We start from the raw sequence: 18,235 nt of genomic DNA on the forward strand, positions 1-18,235 counted from the left end.
CTTTTCCACACAAACCACCCGCCTAATCCCCAAAACACCTACCAAAACCCCACCCCCCCCGCGGCCCCCCCGGGGGGGGGGGGGGGGGCGGGGGGGGCCGCCCCCCCCCCCCGCGGCCGGCGGGCGGTCGGCGTCGGAGCGCGCTTCTCCGCTGCTCGGATCGCTACCCGCTCAGCCTCGCTCGGGCGTCCTCGGCGTCGGGGTGGTCGAGCGCCTCGAGGATGGCCAGCGCCTCCTGCCACGCGAGTCGCGCCTCGGTCTCCCGCCCGCCGACCTCGTGACAGTCGCCGATGTGCAGGAGGATCGTCGCCTCCGGGTACCGATGGCCGAGTTCACGCAGCATGGCCAATGAGCGTTGGTGGCAGTAGCTGGCCTCGTCCTCGTGGCCGAGCTTGTGGTGGGCCTGACCCAGACTGTCCCCGGTGTACGCCTGACCGGAGCGGTTATCGACCGCCTCGAACAGCGCCAGTGCCTCAGTGCAGCTGGCCAGCGCCTGTTCGTAGTCGTCGGCGAGGTAGTGGATCCAGCCGATGTCGTTGCGCGCCGCCGCCTCACGGTCGCGGTCGTTCCCAGCCTGGAACAGTGTCAACGCGCGGTCGGCCTCGGTCATCGCCTCGGGATAGCGGCCAAGCTGGACGAGCACCTCCGAGAGACTGAGGTGGATCCCGCCCTGACGGACGGGGTCGGCATCCGGGCCCAAGTCGATGGCCCGCAGGTAGAGCCGGATGCCGCGGCGACGACCGCCGCGCCTTCTCGGCGGCAGCGGCGAGGGTCGCCGTACCTGGTGGTGATACTGGTGACGGGCAACAATGAGCCGATCGGTTCAGGCGCGGCGGACAGGAGCAACCGATGGAGCAGTTCGCGGTCGTGGTCGGCGCCGGCTCGTTCAGATCGGATGACGTTGGTGCGATCGGGTTCCCTCATCGCTGGACACCCGAGGGCGTCACCGTCGAGGCGGACTTCACCGGGGCGCACCTGTTGCACCTCGCTGCGGCCGGCTGCGTTCTGAACGACGTGTATCGGGAGGCAAACGTACTCGGCATCCGGATCGACGGGGTACGTGTATCGGCGGAGGGAGGCTTCGACCCGCAGACGTGGATATCGAGCGGCATCACCTACCAGGTCGAGGTGAGCTCACCCGCGTCCGGCGACGAACTTGCCACGCTGTTGGATCGTGTCGACGACGTCGCCGAGATACCGCGGGCGATTCGCGCCGGGGCCACGGTACGAAGAGGCTGACTCACCCGCCGGCCGAACGAGCAGGTACAGCGGGCGTGGCGGCGACTCATGCCGACGCAAGCAGGACCTCGATCATTGTCTGCGGTTCGATGATGTCTGGCCGGTCGCTGACCTGACATGCATCCGATTGCGTAGCGACCGCGTCGTGTCCGTGTGTTGCAGCCCGAGCCCGGGGCCACGCCGCGCCGGGTCGGCCAGGTAGTCGTCACCGATCTGCCGGTATCCCAGCAGCGCCTGCCAGAACGGCAGCACGTCCGAGCTCACCGCGGCGTCGAGGGTGATGTTGAGGAGCTGCACTGCGGCGGGGTCGGCGGGGATGCCCAGCGCACGGGCAGCGGCCGATATCCGTCGCGCCAGTGAGACGTCCCGCCGGGACAGCGACACGGTGACGCCCAGGTGGGGCAGGTCCACGTTGGATTGCTCCTGCTCGTCGGGGCCCGCGAGCCGACCGATCTCATTGACGAACGCGATCCCCGCAGACAGCGAGCCGGTCCGGAAGTGGGCCGAGACCAGGTGGTAGAGACAACGCCAGTCTTCGACACCGTCAGCCGCGTGGAAATGCCCATCGGTGATCCGCACCGTCGTGTCCGCGAACCTAACATCGACGGCGGCCTGGTCGCCCACCGCGGCTTGGCCACCTCCAGGGACGCTCCGTCGTCGGTGCGGAGCGCGCGCCCGTACCGGCGTTGCGGGGCACGCGCAGAGCCGGGAGCCCGAGCAGCCGACGGCCGCCCGGGCTCCGGACCGTGCGGCCGCCGTCAGGGATACATCTGCGCGACCGTAAAGTTCATCGATTGCGCGAAAAGGCTGACACCGGTCGGGCTGTTGGGGTGGAAGGACTGCGTCGATGTCGGGCCGTCCGGGGTGTCACCCGGCGACTTGTCCGTCACGACCCCGTGGATGCCGGCCGGCGAGCCGCAGACCGCCTTGCCCGCGAACTCGTCGATCGGGTCGGAGTAGTACGCGATCGTCGCGCCGTGCGCGGTGTTGAAGTCGTGGACGACGTCCAACTGCTCGTCACGCAGCAGCACGCTCATCTCGGTGAGCCACACCCGCTCCTCGTCGCTGAGGACGAGCTTGAGGGCGCAGAGCGGGTCGCCGCCGATCTCGACGAGCTTCGGGTACCCCATCAGCATGATCTTGGCGTTCGGCGCCTTCCGGTGAATCTCTTCCAGCACCTTCGTGTTCGACCGCGGAACCGCGTCGGCGATGCGGCGCCGGGTCGACACGTCCACGGTGTCCGTCTCGCCCGACAGTTTCGCCTTGAAGCAGTCCAGTGGGCCGGCCATGACGAGGCACTCCTTGACCACCGGGCCGAACCTCGCGTCGTTGCCGCCGATCGAGATCGTGACCAGCGTGGTGTTCTCGTCCAGGTAGCCCTTGTCGAGCTGGGACGCCTCCAGGTACTGGCCCATGCCCCGTTGACCGTCGGCGTTGCGGGGCTCGTTGCTGACGGTACGCAGGGGCAGGATGTTCTCCGTCTCCGCGCCCGAGCAGGCGATCAGGTGATAGTCCATGTTGACGTCGTGCTGCTGGCTCGTGATGTCCGCCCGCAGTCCGATCGGCGTGGACGACCCGGGTAGCACCGCCTTGCGCGACCACGCGTTCTTCGAGCGGTGGCAGCCGTTGCGGTAGGCGTTGTTGCTGTTGTTGTCCGACTCGCGGTAGTAGTCCGATCCGTTCACCGGCGAGGCGCCCTCGCCCGACGAGAACGAGTCGCCGAGCGCCACCACCTGGTGCTGCGGCTTGCCCGGCAGCGGGATGAACGCCGCCGCGTCGAAGGCCACGTTCTCCTGCGGCCGGCCCAGCGCCAGGTCGCCCTGCCCGCTGGCCGGCACATCGTCACGCAGCTGCGCCAGCTCCTCGGGTGTCAGGTCCGACACCGTGTTGGTCAGCTCCACCGTCGGGACGTTGTTGAACTCGAACACGCCGAGCGCCACCCACCGGTTCGCGTACCCGCGCTGCTGGACCATGCGGGTCTTGACCACGCCGTTCTTTGTCGTGATCTTGTACGCCGCCTGCTGCGTGGTACCGAGGTGATCGGGAATGTGGACCATGACCCGCATCCAGCCGTTCACCGTCCGGTCCAGTGTCCACGTTCCGCTGACGTAGAGGTTGCTGCCCGGCTCGCGGGTGTGTGTGAACCAGTAGTGCGCGCCGTACCCCCCGCCGACCTGGTGCAGGTCGATCTTGCCCGGGTACTGGAGCGTGCCGTTCTGTGTCTCGCCGGCGAACCCGTGCGTGAACGTGCCGCTGTTCGTCCGTCTGGTGCAGAGCCAACCGGCCTCGTCACGGCGTGGGCTGACGACTTCGTTGATCACATCGTCGACCACGAGCGCGTTCGCCGGCAGTTCGGTGCCGCACTTCGGTAGGTAGCTCACCCCGGCGGCCGGATACTCCCAGCCGGGGTCGTACCTGATGGCGGCGTTCCCACAGTCCAGACAGCCCGGTTTCCAGTCCGCCGATCGGTTGTACCAGCACTTGAGGTCCCGTTCGCCGATGACGTTCACGTGGTGGCACGGGCCGGCCGGCTCGTCGATCACGTCCGGCGCCGTCGGCGGGAGGTTGTTGCCGTAGTAGCAGTCGTTGGACTGGTCGCAGAACGTCTGAAGGTGCGGCTTCACCCGCGCCCGCCCGTCGTTCGTGCTCCACCACGCGTACCGGTAGCCGTCGGTGTAGGTGTCCGGCTTCTCGATCGCGTTGAGCGGGTGTCCGGCCCAACCCATGATCTTTTCCGGGTACGGCCATTGGCTCGGGTGCCGCGCGTCGTCGTAGGTCTCCTCCAGGAACGCCTTGCGGTTCGCCGGGTACCGCGGGTTGGCCGGGTTGTTCGCCCAGCCGACGCCCCACGGCTCGTCCGTGCTGCCCTGCGGCGCGTAGAACCCGGTGTTGTAGGCCCACACCGCGAAGAACCAGTTCTCGATGTACTGCGGGTCGCCGCCGTTGACCTTCATGTTGTACGCGTGGACCTGGTTCCACTTGTCCTGCAGGATTCGCAACGACTGGGAGATGTTCGCGGTGAAGTCCACGGCGATGGCCAGCTGCTGGTTGTACGGCAGCGGGACCTCGTTCGGCTTCTGGAAGCCGGGCTTGCGCATACCGTCGGTGACCTGCCCGACGCCGTAGCCGCAGTCGGACTTGTCCCAGCGGATCGCCCAGTCGTCGCTCGTGTCGGCGTCGTAGATGTCGAGCCCGTAGTAGTTGCCGACGAGCGGGTTACCGAACTCGCCAGGCAGGACGTGCGGCGAGGCCTGCCACAGGTTCGACTCCTGCGCGAGAATGCCGAGCATGATCTGAGCGGGCACGTGGCCGCCGCCGTCGAGGGGCCGCATCGGGAACCATTGAGCGACGTTGTAACCCGGCAGACCGGACTGGTTGAAGTTGTTGCCCCGGTTGAGGATCAGCGAGTCCTGCACCGCCATGTCGACAACCCATTCGATCTCCCGGGCGCGCGGCTGGTACACCTGTACCCGCACGTCGTTGCGGGGGATCGCGCACCAGGCGGCCGTGTCCACCGGGTCGTGCAGCGGTGTCGCCAGCGTCGTGGCACCCGGTGTCGACGGGGCCCGCCCCGGCGTCCTCGGGTTCGCCCGAGCGCCAGCGTCGCCCGACGTCGGCGTGGTTGGCGCGACCGCGAAGTTCACGCTGCGACCGGTCGCCGGCACCTTGGCCTTCATGACGAGCGACCGTCCGCGGCGGTCGTCCGTGGCCTGCGCCGCCCGCGGGTCGGTCGTCCACTTGATGTCGTCCAGCAGCAGGTCACCCTGGCTGGACATCTCCGCCTGTACGGTCGCGTCGAGCTTCGCGACACCCGTGGGCAGTTTGTGCGTCCTGCCGGGGGTACCGGTGATGCCGACCCGACCGCCCGCGCCCTTGACGACGTTCATGTCGGTCGTGCCGCCCTCGGCCAGCGTGGCCGTCGCGCCGGACCGCACAACGGTCCGCTTCACCCGGCCGGCCTTGCTGTCGGCATCCATGTACACGACGCCGTCGCCGTTGGCCGCCAGCCGGAACGGTACGCCGGTGGTCCTCGCGACTGCCGACCGGCGGCCCTTGCCGTCGACCTTGACCAGCGCGCCGTTGTCGGCGGCGATGATCCTGCCCGCGACCGGTAGCGCCGAGGTGAGCTGGCCCGCCACCTGGATCGGCGGTGCCACGGAGCCGGTCGCGGCGTCGAGCTGCGTCAGCCGGGTCTTGCCCGAGCCGGTGTCGCCGCCGGTGAACGTGCTCAGCACGACGTTCTCACCGGTACCGCAGCCGGGGCTGAAGTACGCGAGAGACGCGTGCGCGGCCACCTTCCGGACGGACTGGTTCTTGAGGTCCACGACCGCCACGAAGGCGCCGCGGTCGAACAGGTCGGGCTTGTTGGTGTAGGCGCGCGGCGCGTACGTGACGACCAGCCGCCGGCCCGACTCGGTGAGGCAGCCGTTGCCGATCCACTGGTCGGTCTCCAGCCCCGGCTCGCTCAGCGTCGCCGCGGTCGTCCAGCTGTAACCGGAGGCCGCCGACGCCACGAGCACGTGCAGACCGGTCATGTCGCCGGAGAGGGTCCAGGCCCGATCCTGCGACGTCCGCCAGCCCTGCTTGAGGGTCGAGTCCCGCTGGCCGGGCGGTACCGCGGTGACCGCCACATCCTTCGGGGGCGGGTCCGGCGCCGCGGCAGCCGGCGCGGGAAGCGCCACGAGACCGCTGGCGACGAGCGCGGCGGCGGCGAGCGCGGCGGTGACGGCGCGACGGGCGGCGCCGGGGCTGAGCCCGCGCGGCAGCGCGGGGCGGGGCGGTGATGTTGACACTGCGGATCCTCCAGGATGCTCGGGATCGATGCAGTGTCGGAACCGCGCACACCGTCGGCGCATCACGAGGTCATCGTGGGCGTACCGCTCCGGCGTCCCGGCGCGGCGTACCCCCTGCTGTACCGCGAGTCCCCTCGTTCCTCTCCGGAGGCTCCGCGGTGCCCGCCGCAGACGGCGATGGCGGCGCGACGCGGCGCGGATGACCTGACGATGCGGCCGCGATGCGGCGACGCAGAAGGATCACCTCCACGACATGCAGCACGATTGAGGAGAACAGCATGAAGGTAGCGAAGGTCCGGACGCATCGCCTGGCGCGGACGCTGATCGCCCTGGTGGCGTTCATGGGATTCGGCATGGTCGCCGCGGCGGTACCGGTGTCGCCGGCGCTGGCCGCGTGTTCGGGCACCGGCTGTCACAACGTCGATCCCAACGGTCAATGCAGCGGCACCCGGTACGGCTGGACCGGCGGCGGCTACGACAGCGGGCTCGGCATCGTCGTGGTGAAGTCGCCCGGCTGCAGAGCGGCCTGGGCACGCCTGCAGAACGACCAGTACGTCCGCTACGCGGGTGCCACGTTCACCGTACGCATCGAGCGCCGGGTGTGGTCGTCCTACGGCTACTGGTACACGGGCAGCCTCAGCAAGCAGTTCCTCTCCACCAACGGCGGGGTGTGGACCAACATGCTCGAGGATCTCGACTCCTCCGACGAGCACCAGGCCTGCTTCAGCCTCAACGGCGGCGCTTGGACGTGCACCCCCTGGATCAGCTGAACGGCAGGCGGACGTCAGGGTCCCCCGGCGGCGCGGGGGCCCTGAGATCCGTCATCCGCGTCGGCTTGCGCCACCTGGGGAAGCTGGCCGCCGGGGGCATCTTAGATAGACATATGGCCCTGCGTCGACGTCGGTGTGCCTTGTTAGCCTGCGGCTGTGGAGCTGCGACTGCTTGGCCCCGTCGAGGCTGTCGTCGGCGGACGGGTCGTGCCCGTCCGACGTCGTCAGGAGCGACGGCTGCTCGCCATCCTCGCGATACGACCGGGCCAGTTCCATTCCGCGGAGCGACTCATCGACCTGCTCTGGGAAGATCGGCCTCCGGCCCAGGCACGAGCGGGCCTGCAGGCCATGATCTCGCACCTGCGGTCCACGCTGGAGCTGGGCCGGTCGACGGAGCCCGCGTTGCTCGCCCGACCCAACAGCTACGCACTGGAAATCCCGGCAGAGCGGGTCGACGTGCACCGGTTCACCGCCCTGGTGACGCAAAGCAGGGGCGTCACCGATGCCGATCAGCGCATCGCGATGCTCAGTAGCGCGCTCGGTCTGTGGCGGGGCGCCGCCCTGGCCGACGTCTTCGACGACGCCCAGCGGGGCCGGCTCTTCCCGGATCTCGACGAGGCACGACTGACCGCGCAGGAAGAGCTGCTCGGCGCCCGCCTCGACGCCGGCCAGCACCGGGAGATACTGGCGCCGCTGCACGAGCTGATCAGCGAGGCGCCGACCCGCGAGCGCCCGGTCGAGCTGCTGATGCTGGCCCTGAGCGGGATCGGTCGTCGCGGCGAGGCCATCGCGGCCTACGACACTCTCACAGATCGGCTCGCCACCGACCTCGGTGTCGCGCCCGGAGAGCAGATCCAGGCGACGTACCGGAAGCTGTCCCGCGCCACCGCGGCCTCGGACGCCACGCCCACGTCCTCCGCCGGGCCGGCGCAGCTACCGCTGCCGCCGGGACACTTCGTCGGCCGCGACGCCGAATCGCGTCAGCTCGACCGCCTGCTCGCCGACGCGGCAGCGCCGCAGGTCCTGATCCTCTGCGCGGTCGTCGGCACGGCGGGTGTCGGAAAGACGGCGACCGCCATCCGGTGGGCGCACAGCGTCCGTGACCGCTTCCCGGACGGGCAGCTCTTCCTCAACCTGCGGGGTTACTCCGCCGGCCGGCCGATGCGCTCGGCGGAGGCGCTCGGCGCGCTGCTGCGGGGTCTGGGGGTGCCGGCGGGACGCATCCCGGCCGACCCCGAGGAGGCGTCGGCGCTCTACCGCACCGTCGTCGCCGATCGCCGGCTGCTGATCGTTCTGGACAATGCCCTCGACGCCGAGCAGGTGCGGCCGTTGCTGCCCGGGTCTGCGGAGAGCCTGGTGGTGGTCACCAGCCGGGACCGCCTGACCGGGCTCGTGGCCCAGCAGGACGCCCGCCGCCTGACCATCGGACTGCTCCCGGAACCGGACGCGATCGAGCTGCTCACCGTCCTGCTCGGCGCCGACCCGCGAGCCGCCGATCGTGACGCGATCCGGGACCTCGCCCAGGTCTGCGGTCGGCTCCCACTGGCCCTGCGGATCGCGGCGGCACTGCTGCACGACGAGCCGGACCTCGCGGTGTCGGCGTACGTGCGGCAGTTACGGCAGCGCAGCGTCGCCGCCCTGGCGATCGACGACGACCCGGGTGTCGCCGTGCAGACGGCGTTCGACCTCTCCTACACCCGGCTCCCCGGCGAGGCCCAGCGGATGTTCCGCCTCCTCGGCACCGTTCCAGGGCTCAGTCTGTCGGTCGACGCGGTCGCACACCTCGCGCAGACATCGGTGGACGCGGCCCGCCGGACGCTGGCCCGACTCTTCTCGGCACACCTGGTGGACTTCGACGACGATCGCGTCACGCTGCACGACCTGCTGGGTCGCTACGCGGGCCAACACAGTGCGCGGCAGGCCGGCCGGCCCGAGGCGCCTGCCGTCCTCGCGCGCCTGTTCGCGTGGTACCTGGTCCGCGCCCAGGCTGCCGGCGACCTGTTGGCGCCGGGGCGGGTCCGCCTGGAGCTGCCGACGGGCCTAGCGGCGGGTGACGCCGGCATCGGTGACCGTGCCACGGCGCTGGCCTGGCTCGAGGCCGAGGAGTCAAACATGGTGGCGCTGATCAGGGCCGCCGCCGACAGCACGTCAAGGGCCGCTGCCGCCCTGCTCGCCGACCAGCTACGAACATACTTCTGGGTCACCCGCAACTCACTGAACTGGCTGCTCGTGGCGCAGGCGGCGCTGCACGCGTCAAACGGGGACGCGCACCCGTCTCTGCGGGCGTCGGCACACATGAGTCTGGGCAACGTGTACCACCTCACGGGCAACCAACTGGTCGCAATCGCGCACCTACGACGGGCGGGTCACCTGTTCCGCAGCGCCCGGCACGCGCAGGGTCAGGCCGCCGCAGCCGGCTCGCTCGGCGCGGTCTTCGGTGATCTCGGGCAACTGGCGACGGCGGCGGCCTGCTTCGAGCACGCGTTGCGGCTCAACGAGCGGATCCGCCACCGTTACGGCATCGCGGTGATGGCGAGCAACCTCGGGACGATCTACGCCATGGCCGGTCGACTGCGGCTGGCGGTCGAGCGACTCACCGCCGCCATCGTCATCCACCGGGAGGACGGCGGACGACCCAACGAGGCGGTCATCCTCACCAACCTCGGCCTGGTGCGCACCGTCCGGGGTGAGTACCCGGCCGCCCTGGGCGATCTCCACGCGGCGGTGCGGACGGCCCACGAGGTCGACATGGCCTCGATCGAGGCGAACGCACTGGCCGGGATCGGCCAGATCCACACACTACGCGGCGACGTGCCGGAGGCGAGGTCGGCGCTCGCAGCCGCGCAGCGTCTCGCCGACCGTACCGACGACTGGCACTGCAAGGCGTCGATCGACATCGCCGAGGGGGGCCTGCTCCGGCTGACCGGCAACCTCACCGGCGCGGCAGCCCGATATACCCGGGCCGCCGAGTGGGCCAGGTCGGCGCGCACGTTGGCGACGGAGGCCGAGGCCCTGGTCGGCCTCGCGACGTCCGTCGCCGAGCGGACGCCGCTGTTGGCCAGCTCCTCGTTGGAGCGGGCGGTCACGCTGGCCCGACAGTCCGGCGCCGCGGTGATCGAGATCGACGCGCTGGCTGCCTTGGGCGAGGTCGCCCGGCAGAACGGCGACGCCGTGCAGGCGGCCCGCCTCGCCGGCGAGGCGGCACATCGCGCGGAGGCGATCGGGGCACCCCTGGTACGCGCCCGCGCGCTGATCACCCTGGGTCACCTGGAGGACTCCTCGCGGGCCTGGCCGGAGGCGCTGGGCATCCTGGAAGCGCTCGGCAGTTCCGAGGCGGACGTCGTCCGGGCCCTACTGGAGCGGCACGACGGCCGCCCGGTCGGCGTCCCGGCCGGATAGCCGACGTTGCTCCGGGGCGGGAGCGGCGTCCGGGCGATGCGACGGTGATGGCGGGCTGACGTCGGGGGTGCTCCGGTTGGTCGGCAGCGCCGTACGACGCTGCCAAGGAAACGCCAACCCGTGCTGGGCAACCTGGTGACCAGGCCGTGCGAGGGGTGCGGTCGGCATGGAGGTCATTGCATGGATTTCCGGATCCTCGGTCCGCTGGAAGCGTCCGTCGAAGGAACGCCCCTGCCGCTCGGCGGCCGCCGGCAGCAGCGGATCCTGGCCGTGCTGCTGCTGCGGGTCGGCCGGGTGGTCCCGGCCGACAGGCTGGTCGACTGCCTGTGGCCGCTGCGGCCGCCGGCCACCGCGGCCAGTCAGATCCGCAACTGCGCCGCGGCCCTGCGCCGCCTGCTCATCGCCGGCGGCCTGCCCGAGCGCTCGCTCGTCCGGCGGCCGGGCGGTTACCTGCTGGATGTGGAGCCCGGCGAGCTGGACCGGACACGGTTCGACGACGAGGCCCACCGGGCTCGGCGGTCGCTGGCTGCGGGTCGCGCGGCGGAGGCCGTCGGGTATTTCCTGCGGGCGGAGAACCTGTGGCGCGGGCCGGCCATCGCCGGTCTCGCAGATGGCGTGCTGGAGCCCGAGGCCATGAGCCTGGAGGAGTCGCGGCTGCAGGTGATCGAGGATCGGCTGGAGGTCGAGCTGAGTCTGGGCCGGCACGCGCGAGCCGTACCGGAACTCACCGCGCTGGCCCGAACTCATCCCGGGCGTGACCGCCTGCAGGCGGCCTTCATGGTCGCGCTGTACGGCAGCGGGCGGGGTGCCGACGCGCTGGCCTCCTTCGACCGGCTGCGCTCGTCGCTGCGCCGTGAGCTCGGCCTGGAGCCGAGCCGGCGGCTGCGGGACCTGCGCCAGGCCATCCTCACCGAGGACGATGCCCGGCTGCCGCCGACGGGCGGGTGGGGGCCGGCGCGTGACGGCGAGCCGTACCGGCAGGCAGCTCTGCTTCGGCCGTGAGGGAGGTGACGCAATCGCGTCCACGCTGCCTTGTCAAGAAACCGTCAAGGTTTGTGCAACGCCGGGCGTGCAATCTCTGTATGGCAGGCATCGGTCACGAGAGGACGCAGCCGGTGCGACTGTCTGTTGTGGATGGTGCTAGCTTGATCGATCGTGTCCATCTGTCCCGCCACCGCCGTCGTCGTATGACAGTCGATGTGCAGTACACGACTCAAGAGGAACGATGACATCAGTACTCATCGTTGAACCGGTATCTTCCGGCAACGAACTCGTCGTCCGAGCCGCAGCCATGGGTTGGCACACCGTGGTTGCCAGCTTCGATGCCGACGACCGAACTCTGACGGCGGCGACCAAGGATCTGGCATCCGCCGTCGTGCGGGTAGATACGAATGACGCACACGCCATCGTTGAAGCGGTGAGTCGCTCGCCAGTGGGGGCGGGGCTCGATGGTGTCGTTGCCGGTTCGGAGTTTCACGTCGAGATCGCGGCCCTGGTTGCGGAGAAACTCGGCCTGCCGGGCCTGAACACCACCGATGTCGCGCTCGTTCGGAACAAGGCCGAGATGCGTGAGGCGCTGCAACGCGCAGGCGTCCCGTCGCCCCGGCATCGGAAGGTGGCCTCCCGCGCCGAGGCGGAGCTCGCGTGCGCGGCGCTGACGTTCCCGGTGGTGGTCAAACCGGTGGAGTCGTCAAGCAGCATCCACGTCTTGAAGGCGAGCGACACGGCCGAGGCTGTACGGGCGTACGCCGCCATCGAAGCCGATGGCATGATCGACCTCGGCAGGCCGCTCGGTGACGAGGTCGTCATCGAGGAGTACGTCTCCGGCGACGAATACAGCGCCGACGGATATGTTTGGCGCGGCGCCGTGCACATCGCCGCAGTGACCAGGAAGCTCCTCGGCCCCGAGCCGACCTTTGTCGAGTTCGGTCACATCACGCCCGCCCCGCTGGGACCGACCGATCTGGGTGCGATCGAGCGGTACGTCGGCCAGGTGGTCCGGGCGGTCGGGCTGGACAACAGCGTCTTCCATTGCGAGGTACGCCTGTCCACGAACGGACCGGTACTCATGGAGATCGCCGCACGGCTGCCGGGAGACCAGATCGTGCACCTGGTAGCCGACGTCACAGGTGTGTCGATGGCGGACGCCGCCTTGTTGATGGCGGTCGGCGCGAACCCGGAGACCTGCCTCGACGAACACGCGGCATCCGGGAGGGCTGCGGGCATTCGCTTTGTGGACCCCGGCAGCATCACCGCCTACACGCGTATCGAGGGATGGGACGACGTGCCGCGCTACGCCGATGTCGTGGAGCGAAAGGTGCTGGTCCCCGCCGGCGAGCAGATTCCCTCGACCTATGAGGCCCTTCGGCGTGTGGCCTATATCCGCTATCGCGCTTCCGATCCAGACACCGCTTTGACGATCAACGAGCGACTGGGTCGGGAACTGCGACCAGTCGCAGCGTATTTGTCGTGAGTATCGCGCGATATTATGCGATGCGGTTTGCCAGCTGGCTGTGCGACTACCTGGTCCTGTTCGCCGTACCGGTGCTCGCCTACAGCTTGACCGCCGATGTGCGCTGGTCGGGCGCAGCGGTCTTCTTCCAATGGGGACCGAGACTCCTGGGACTGTCGGCAGCGATCCTGCGGCTCGACAATATACGGCAGCGGACCCTGATGGTCGTGGCGGATCTGACCAGGACCGCGACGGCGCTCGCGGCTGGGCTGATAATGGCGGTGTATCCCGGTGCGGTGCTGCCGGTGCTGATGATATTCGCGATGGTCGTGGGCCTCTGCTTCGAATTGACTTTCGTCGGTGGCGAGAAGGTCGGACTGTCCTTGGTCCGCCCCGAGGGGCAGGAGCGATTCCAATCGCAGCTGACCGCCTTCGAGCAGGCGGCGATAGTCCTGGGGCCGGCGGCGGCGGGCGTGGTGCTGTCGTTCCCACCGCCGGTGCTGATGTTCGTGGCGGCGGGTTTGTTCGGAGTCTCGCTGCGGATGTCGATATCGGTCCCCTCGGACGGTACGGCGCACATCTCGACAGCGAAGCGGACCCTGCGCGCGACCGTACGCGGTGCGCTCGAGGACCCCGTCCTGCGCCGGATCGTCCTGGTCACCATGGGCCTGAATTACGTGCTCGCGCTGATCAACGGGGCTGCGCCCCAGATCGCGTTCGGAACGTTCGGGACAAGCAGCAGTGAGCTGGGCCTGATGTACGCGGCGAGCAGTGTGCCGGCCATCGTCGGTCTGTTGACCTTCCACCGGCTGACCTCGCGTGTGCCGCTGTCGACGATCGGGATCGCGGTCGCGGTGGGGATGTGCCTGGCCGCGTTGGGCGTAGCGCTGGGGGCCCGGCTCTGGGTTTTCGCTGGATGCCTCGGTGCGTTCCTGTTGCTCGACGCGTTCTTCAGCGTGTACATCCGGGTCGTTAGAGCGCGTCGGGTGCCACTGGAGAACTACGCGGCGACCGTGGGGCTCTTTGGCATGCTGCTGATTGTGCCGATGCCGCTCGCCGGGCTCACACTAGCCGCTGTCGGAAATTTCGTTGCCCCAGCGGTGCTCATCTCGGCGTCCGCTGCGGCCGTGCTTATCGCCGCCGTCACCGCATTACCGAGAGGGCGAGCCCTCCTGGTTGCCCCCGTCGCCCTCGGGGTAGGGACGGCCCACACCAGTCACGATTCCTGAGCCAACGACTCTGCCCCCGTTGGGCTGCCGCGAGCTCGGCCGGCCGGCCCGTGCCCGGCCGGGCGATCAGCGCCCCCAGCCGATACCGGATTGCGCCTGCTCGAGACCGGTCAGCCTATCCCGCACCGTCTCGGCGTCGGGGTGATTCAACTCGTCGAGGATGACCACGGCCTGCTGCCAGCATCCCTTGGCACCCGCGAAGTCGCCCAGTGTCATCAGAGTGTTGCCGAGGTGGTGCTGGCTGTCAGCCTCGGCGTAACGGTTCCCGGCCTCCCGGTTCAACCTGATCGCCTCGCGGTAGCACTCGATCGCCTCGGCCGAATAGTGCAGCTGGTGGTTGATGTAGCCCAGGCTATCCCAGGTCGCCGCCTGCCCAGACGGATCGCCGACCTCCCGCAGCACCATCAGAGCCCGGCCGCAATGGTCCTTGGCGGCCTCGTACTGCTCCAACATGGCCAGCGACCAGCCGACATTGTTGAGCGAGACCGCGTGCGCCAGCCGGTCGTTCGCGATCTCGGCCAGCATGAGGGCGGCCTGATCGTGGTCGAGCGCCTCGCGGTGGCGGCCCTGCCGCTCGAAGACGCGCGCCAAGGCCAGATGCGCCTGCGCCTGATCACTCGTCGAACCGACCTCGCAGGCGAGGTCGAGCGCACTCCGGCTGTGTGTGTAAGCGTCGTCGTACTGGCCCAGCCAGGCATGGGCCACCCCGATGCCGCGGTGCGCCTGACCCATGGCGCGCCGGTCGCCGAGCCGCCGGGCCGCGTCCAGGGCGAGCCGCTGCGTGTTGATCTGATCCCGCCAATGGCCCTGGCGGTTGAAGTACTCCATCAGCGATCGAGCGAGGCTGCACAGGCTCGCGTCATGACCCTCGTCCGCGGCCCGGCGAACGATGTCGAGCAGCATCGCGTGCTCGGCGGTAAACCACTCCACCGCCTCCCGGGCCGTCGTGAGACGGGAAGATCCGGCGTCCGGGCCCTCCACCGCATCCTGGGACAGATGCCGCTCGAGCAGTACGGCGGCGCGGCGCGACGAGGTCACGTAGTGGGTGAGCAGCCGGCGAACAGCGGCCGACCGCTCCTCCGCGGTCTCCACCGCGCGGACCAGGTCCATCGCATAGCCCCGGAGCAACTCGTGCAAGGACAGCCGGGCCGGCTTGTGCTCGCTGACCATCTGGGCGTCCTGCAGCTCATTGAGCAACATCCTCGCCGTGGGCAGGTCCAGCGCCGCGAGGTGGGCCACGGCCAGTTCGTCGATGTCCGGACCGGGCGAGAGTCCCAGCAGGCGGAACAGTCTCGCCGCGGCCGGGCTCAGCGTCCGGTAGGTCCACACGAACACGACGTGGACGCCCCTCCCGGCCTCAGCCGGCGTTTCGGTCGATCCAACAGCCACGTCGAGCTCGTCGGCGAGCGTACGAAGATCCAGGTCAGGGTGGGTCGCGACGCGTGCGGCGACGAGGGCCAGGGCGAGCGGCAACCCGGCACAGCGGGCGATGAGCCGGTCGACGGCGGCACTGTCCGCCGCGACCCGCGCGGCGCCCAGCCGGTTGGAGAGCACCCGCCTGGCCTCGTCGTACGGCAACGGGCCCACGGCGATCGGATGAGCGCCCTCGCTCGCCACGAGGCTGGGCAGCGCACGACGACTGGTGACCAGGACCAGGCAGTCGGCGGTGCCGGGCAACAGGGGCCGGACCTGGTCGACGTCACGCGCATTGTCCAGAACCACGAGCATTCGGCGACCAGCGACGTAGCTGCGGTACAACGCCGCCTGTGCCTCCAGGCTGACCGGGATGCTCTGCGGCGGCACCTGGAACGTGTCCAGGAACATGCGAATGACCTCTTCCGGCCGCACCACCACGCCGCTCGGCTCGAAGCCTCGCAGGTTGGCGTAGAGCTGCCCCTCCGGGAACTGCTGCGCCACCCGGTGTGCCCAGTGCACCGCCAGTGAGGTCTTGCCTGACCCAGCGGCACTCCAGAGGACGCACAGCGCGGGCTGCTTCTCCGCCTGGGAGCTTTCGAGAATGTCCGTCAACTGGGCCATCTCCGATTCGCGGCCGGCGAACCCCCGGACGTCGATCGGCAGCTGCGCTGGAACGACCAGGTGCCGACGCGGTGCGGGCCCAGCGACGGCATGGGTCGGGCGCTGCGGCGGGATCCGGACCTGCGGTGCGAGAACGGCGTCACGGCTGATCGCCGGGCCGGTAGGTCCGATCCGGTCGCCCTGCAGGATCGCCTGCTGCACCTGCTGCAGCTCGGGACCCGGCTCGATGCCGAGCGCATCGACCATCTGCCGGCGCACCGTCGCGTAGCGGTCGAGGGCCTCGCTCGTGCGTCCAGCAGCGTACTGGGCCTGAATCAGCGTCGCCGCCAGGCTTTCCACCAGCGGAAAGTCGTAGGCCAGCGCGTTCAGCTCCGCGATGACCGCCTGTGGGTCCCCGATCGCCAGCTCCGTCCGGGCCCAGGCGACCACGGCGTCCAGCCGCTCCAGCGTCCACGCGTTCCGAGTGCGTTCCGCCCAGGCGCTGGTCAGGCCGGCAAGTGGCTCGCCGCGCCACAGGGCGACGGCTTGCCGGAGCAGTACCCGCGCGTCGGCCTCGGAGCACAGCCGCCTGTCGGCCCGCTTCACCAACCTGCGGAAACGGTGTAGGTCGATGTCGTCGGGCTCCATGTCGAGGCGGTAGCCCCCGGAGCCCAGCAGCAGCCGGGCCGGATCCCCGGATCCCGTGTCGATTGTCTCCAGCGATCGCCGGATGCGGGTGATGTGACTGTGCAAGGTGCGCCGCGCCCGCTCGGGTGGCTCCTGGCCCCACACCCGCTCGACGAGCACATCGGCCGGCACCGTCCGTCCGACCTCCACGGCCAGCGCGGCCAGGACCGTGCACTGCTGCGGTCTTCCCATCGACGACGATCGACCCTGCGATCGACCCTCCACCGGCCCGAGAATGATCAAGCCCACAATGCCCCCGTAGATCACCTAAGCCCGAAATACCCTGCGGCCCAGGTAGCACCTCATCGTGTCGACGTCGCTGTCAACTCGCCGTCAAGAAATCAGCCTACATCACTGACCATGCTTGACCAAGACAGATGACCGGGGGGTCATGTTCGTGCCTATATCACGGTGGTGCAATCAAGTTACGGGGAATTTCAATGGCTCGACAGGATGAGTTTGCCCAGAAATCTAGGCCTCTGACATCAGCATTCGAGGATTGGATTGATGGTACCGCTTTCTCCTGCCTCGGAGCACGCGCGTCGTTGCGTCAGAAGCAATTGTATTGCGTCGAACTGAAGTCGATGCTCGACGTCGACAGCACTCGGGAACTGCACCGGGAGATTGTCGGCTTCGTCGACCGGACCCGGCTGCACGAAACCAGGTTCAGCTCCTTCGCAGCGATCTTCGAGAATCCGCGGCGGCTGAGCGAGGCGGAGTTCGAGCAAACCCTCTGGACGCAGCTCGCCATGCTTCGCCAAGTGGATCGGGAGAAATACGCGTGGGCGCCGGGTGTCTCCAGTGACCCCCACGCCCTGGACTTCGCCTACAGCGTCGCCGGACATCCGTTCTTCGTGGTGGGTCTGCACTCCCAGGCGTCGAGGATCTCCCGTCGGTTCACGCACCCGGTACTCGTCTTCAACTCCCACAAGCAGTTCGACCAGTTGAAGCAGGATGGGCTCTACGCCTCGCTGCAGGACAAGATCCGGGCCCGCGAGCTGCGGCTTCAGGGGTCCATCAACCCGAACCTCGCGGACTTCGGGGAGCAGCCGGAGGCCCTCCAGTACTCAGGACAACCGCAGCCGGCGGAGTGGCGGTGCCCGATCTCGAGCGCCTCGGCGACGTTCGACGGGATGGCTCGGTGAAGACCGCCGTCAGTAAGGCTCGCCTCCTGTCGCTGCGACGAGCCCGCTGGGCGGACGCGGAGGCCCTGCACGACCTGTCCGCTCCGTTCGTCGCGCTCGGTCGGCTGCGCCATCGCGACGTCGGTGAGTTCGCCCGGCGGCACGCCGACTTCCTGGTCGTCGAGGACGACAGCCGGATTGTGGCCTGCGTCGGCGTCCAGCGTTTCGGGAGCGACTGGGTCCTGGACAACCTGTGCGTCCAGAGCAGCTTCCAGGGCCGCCGGACCGGGAGCCTCCTGCTCGACAGGATCCTCCAGGAGGCGGCCCGGTCATCGGCACGTGCACTGTACGCGGCGTCCAGCCCGGCCAACGCGTGGTTCCTCGGACACGGGTTCATTGAGGTCGGGCCCTCTGCCGGGCCTCGGCGCTGGGTGAGCCAACTGGATCCCACGCGCAATTCCGTCGTCTACCGCCGCCAGATCTGACGGTCGTCGACCTACGGGAAAGGGTACAGAACAGTGACAAA

General features: G+C 69.3%; 12 protein-coding genes. 8 read left to right on the plus strand and 4 right to left on the minus strand.

What is annotated here, in order from left to right:
• Window positions 1-163: 163 nt before the first annotated feature.
• Complete coding sequence (locus AB0J36_RS23620) at window positions 164-700, minus strand: tetratricopeptide repeat protein (protein WP_357392452.1); 537 nt, start codon at window positions 698-700, stop codon at window positions 164-166.
• 149 nt (window positions 701-849) lie between these two features.
• On the opposite strand from AB0J36_RS23620, the gene AB0J36_RS23625 reads away from it, so the two are divergent.
• A complete protein-coding gene (locus tag AB0J36_RS23625) occupies window positions 850-1,239 on the plus strand; it encodes an OsmC family protein (RefSeq protein WP_357392451.1) in 390 nt (129 codons plus the stop codon).
• Between the two features lie 72 nt (window positions 1,240-1,311).
• On the opposite strand, the gene AB0J36_RS23630 is transcribed toward AB0J36_RS23625, so the two are convergent.
• Together AB0J36_RS23630 and AB0J36_RS23635 are read right to left on the minus strand one after the other, a co-directional pair.
• Window positions 1,312-1,863: a hypothetical protein gene (locus tag AB0J36_RS23630; RefSeq protein ID WP_357392450.1), complete on the minus strand. Its 552-nt coding sequence runs from the start codon at window positions 1,861-1,863 to the stop codon at window positions 1,312-1,314.
• Window positions 1,864-1,997: 134 nt separating this feature from the next.
• Window positions 1,998-6,032 carry a hypothetical protein gene (locus AB0J36_RS23635; RefSeq protein WP_363661124.1) on the minus strand — a complete coding sequence of 1,345 codons (4,035 nt, stop codon included), beginning with the start codon at window positions 6,030-6,032 and terminating at the stop codon, window positions 1,998-2,000.
• Window positions 6,033-6,310: 278 nt separating this feature from the next.
• Between AB0J36_RS23635 and AB0J36_RS23640 the strand changes: the two genes are divergently transcribed.
• The 5 genes from AB0J36_RS23640 (at window position 6,311) to AB0J36_RS23660 (ending at window position 13,882) form a co-directional block, all read left to right on the plus strand.
• Window positions 6,311-6,802, plus strand: a complete 492-nt coding sequence (locus tag AB0J36_RS23640) for a hypothetical protein (RefSeq protein WP_355047809.1) — start codon at window positions 6,311-6,313, stop codon at window positions 6,800-6,802.
• Window positions 6,803-6,958: 156 nt separating this feature from the next.
• Complete coding sequence (locus AB0J36_RS23645) at window positions 6,959-10,201, plus strand: BTAD domain-containing putative transcriptional regulator (protein WP_357392448.1); 3,243 nt, start codon at window positions 6,959-6,961, stop codon at window positions 10,199-10,201.
• A gap of 180 nt (window positions 10,202-10,381) precedes the next feature.
• On the plus strand, window positions 10,382-11,203 hold the full coding sequence (locus tag AB0J36_RS23650) for an AfsR/SARP family transcriptional regulator (RefSeq protein ID WP_357124886.1): 822 nt from the start codon (window positions 10,382-10,384) through the stop codon (window positions 11,201-11,203).
• Window positions 11,204-11,426: 223 nt separating this feature from the next.
• Window positions 11,427-12,674: an ATP-grasp domain-containing protein gene (locus tag AB0J36_RS23655; protein WP_357392447.1), complete on the plus strand. Its 1,248-nt coding sequence runs from the start codon at window positions 11,427-11,429 to the stop codon at window positions 12,672-12,674.
• Entirely contained in the window at window positions 12,671-13,882 is a 1,212-nt protein-coding gene (locus AB0J36_RS23660) for a hypothetical protein (protein ID WP_357392446.1), read from the plus strand. The genes AB0J36_RS23655 and AB0J36_RS23660 overlap by 4 nt, the downstream gene beginning before the upstream one ends.
• Window positions 13,883-13,948: 66 nt before the next feature.
• Here AB0J36_RS23660 and AB0J36_RS23665 read toward each other — a convergent pair whose 3' ends face one another.
• Complete coding sequence (locus tag AB0J36_RS23665) at window positions 13,949-16,852, minus strand: BTAD domain-containing putative transcriptional regulator (RefSeq protein WP_357124877.1); 2,904 nt, start codon at window positions 16,850-16,852, stop codon at window positions 13,949-13,951.
• 173 nt (window positions 16,853-17,025) lie between these two features.
• Here AB0J36_RS23665 and gntA point away from each other — a divergent pair, with 173 nt between their 5' ends.
• The gene (gntA, locus tag AB0J36_RS23670; RefSeq protein ID WP_357124873.1) at window positions 17,026-17,730 is read left to right on the plus strand and encodes a guanitoxin biosynthesis heme-dependent pre-guanitoxin N-hydroxylase GntA; all 705 of its coding nucleotides are present in this window, start codon (window positions 17,026-17,028) and stop codon (window positions 17,728-17,730) included.
• On the plus strand, window positions 17,727-18,194 hold the full coding sequence (locus tag AB0J36_RS23675) for a GNAT family N-acetyltransferase (RefSeq protein ID WP_357124870.1): 468 nt from the start codon (window positions 17,727-17,729) through the stop codon (window positions 18,192-18,194). The genes gntA and AB0J36_RS23675 overlap by 4 nt, the downstream gene beginning before the upstream one ends.
• Window positions 18,195-18,235 lie beyond the last annotated feature (41 nt).

This window comes from Micromonospora sp. NPDC049662 (genome assembly GCF_040675055.1).
In the GTDB taxonomy this organism is placed as follows: Bacteria; Actinomycetota; Actinomycetes; order Mycobacteriales; family Micromonosporaceae; genus Micromonospora.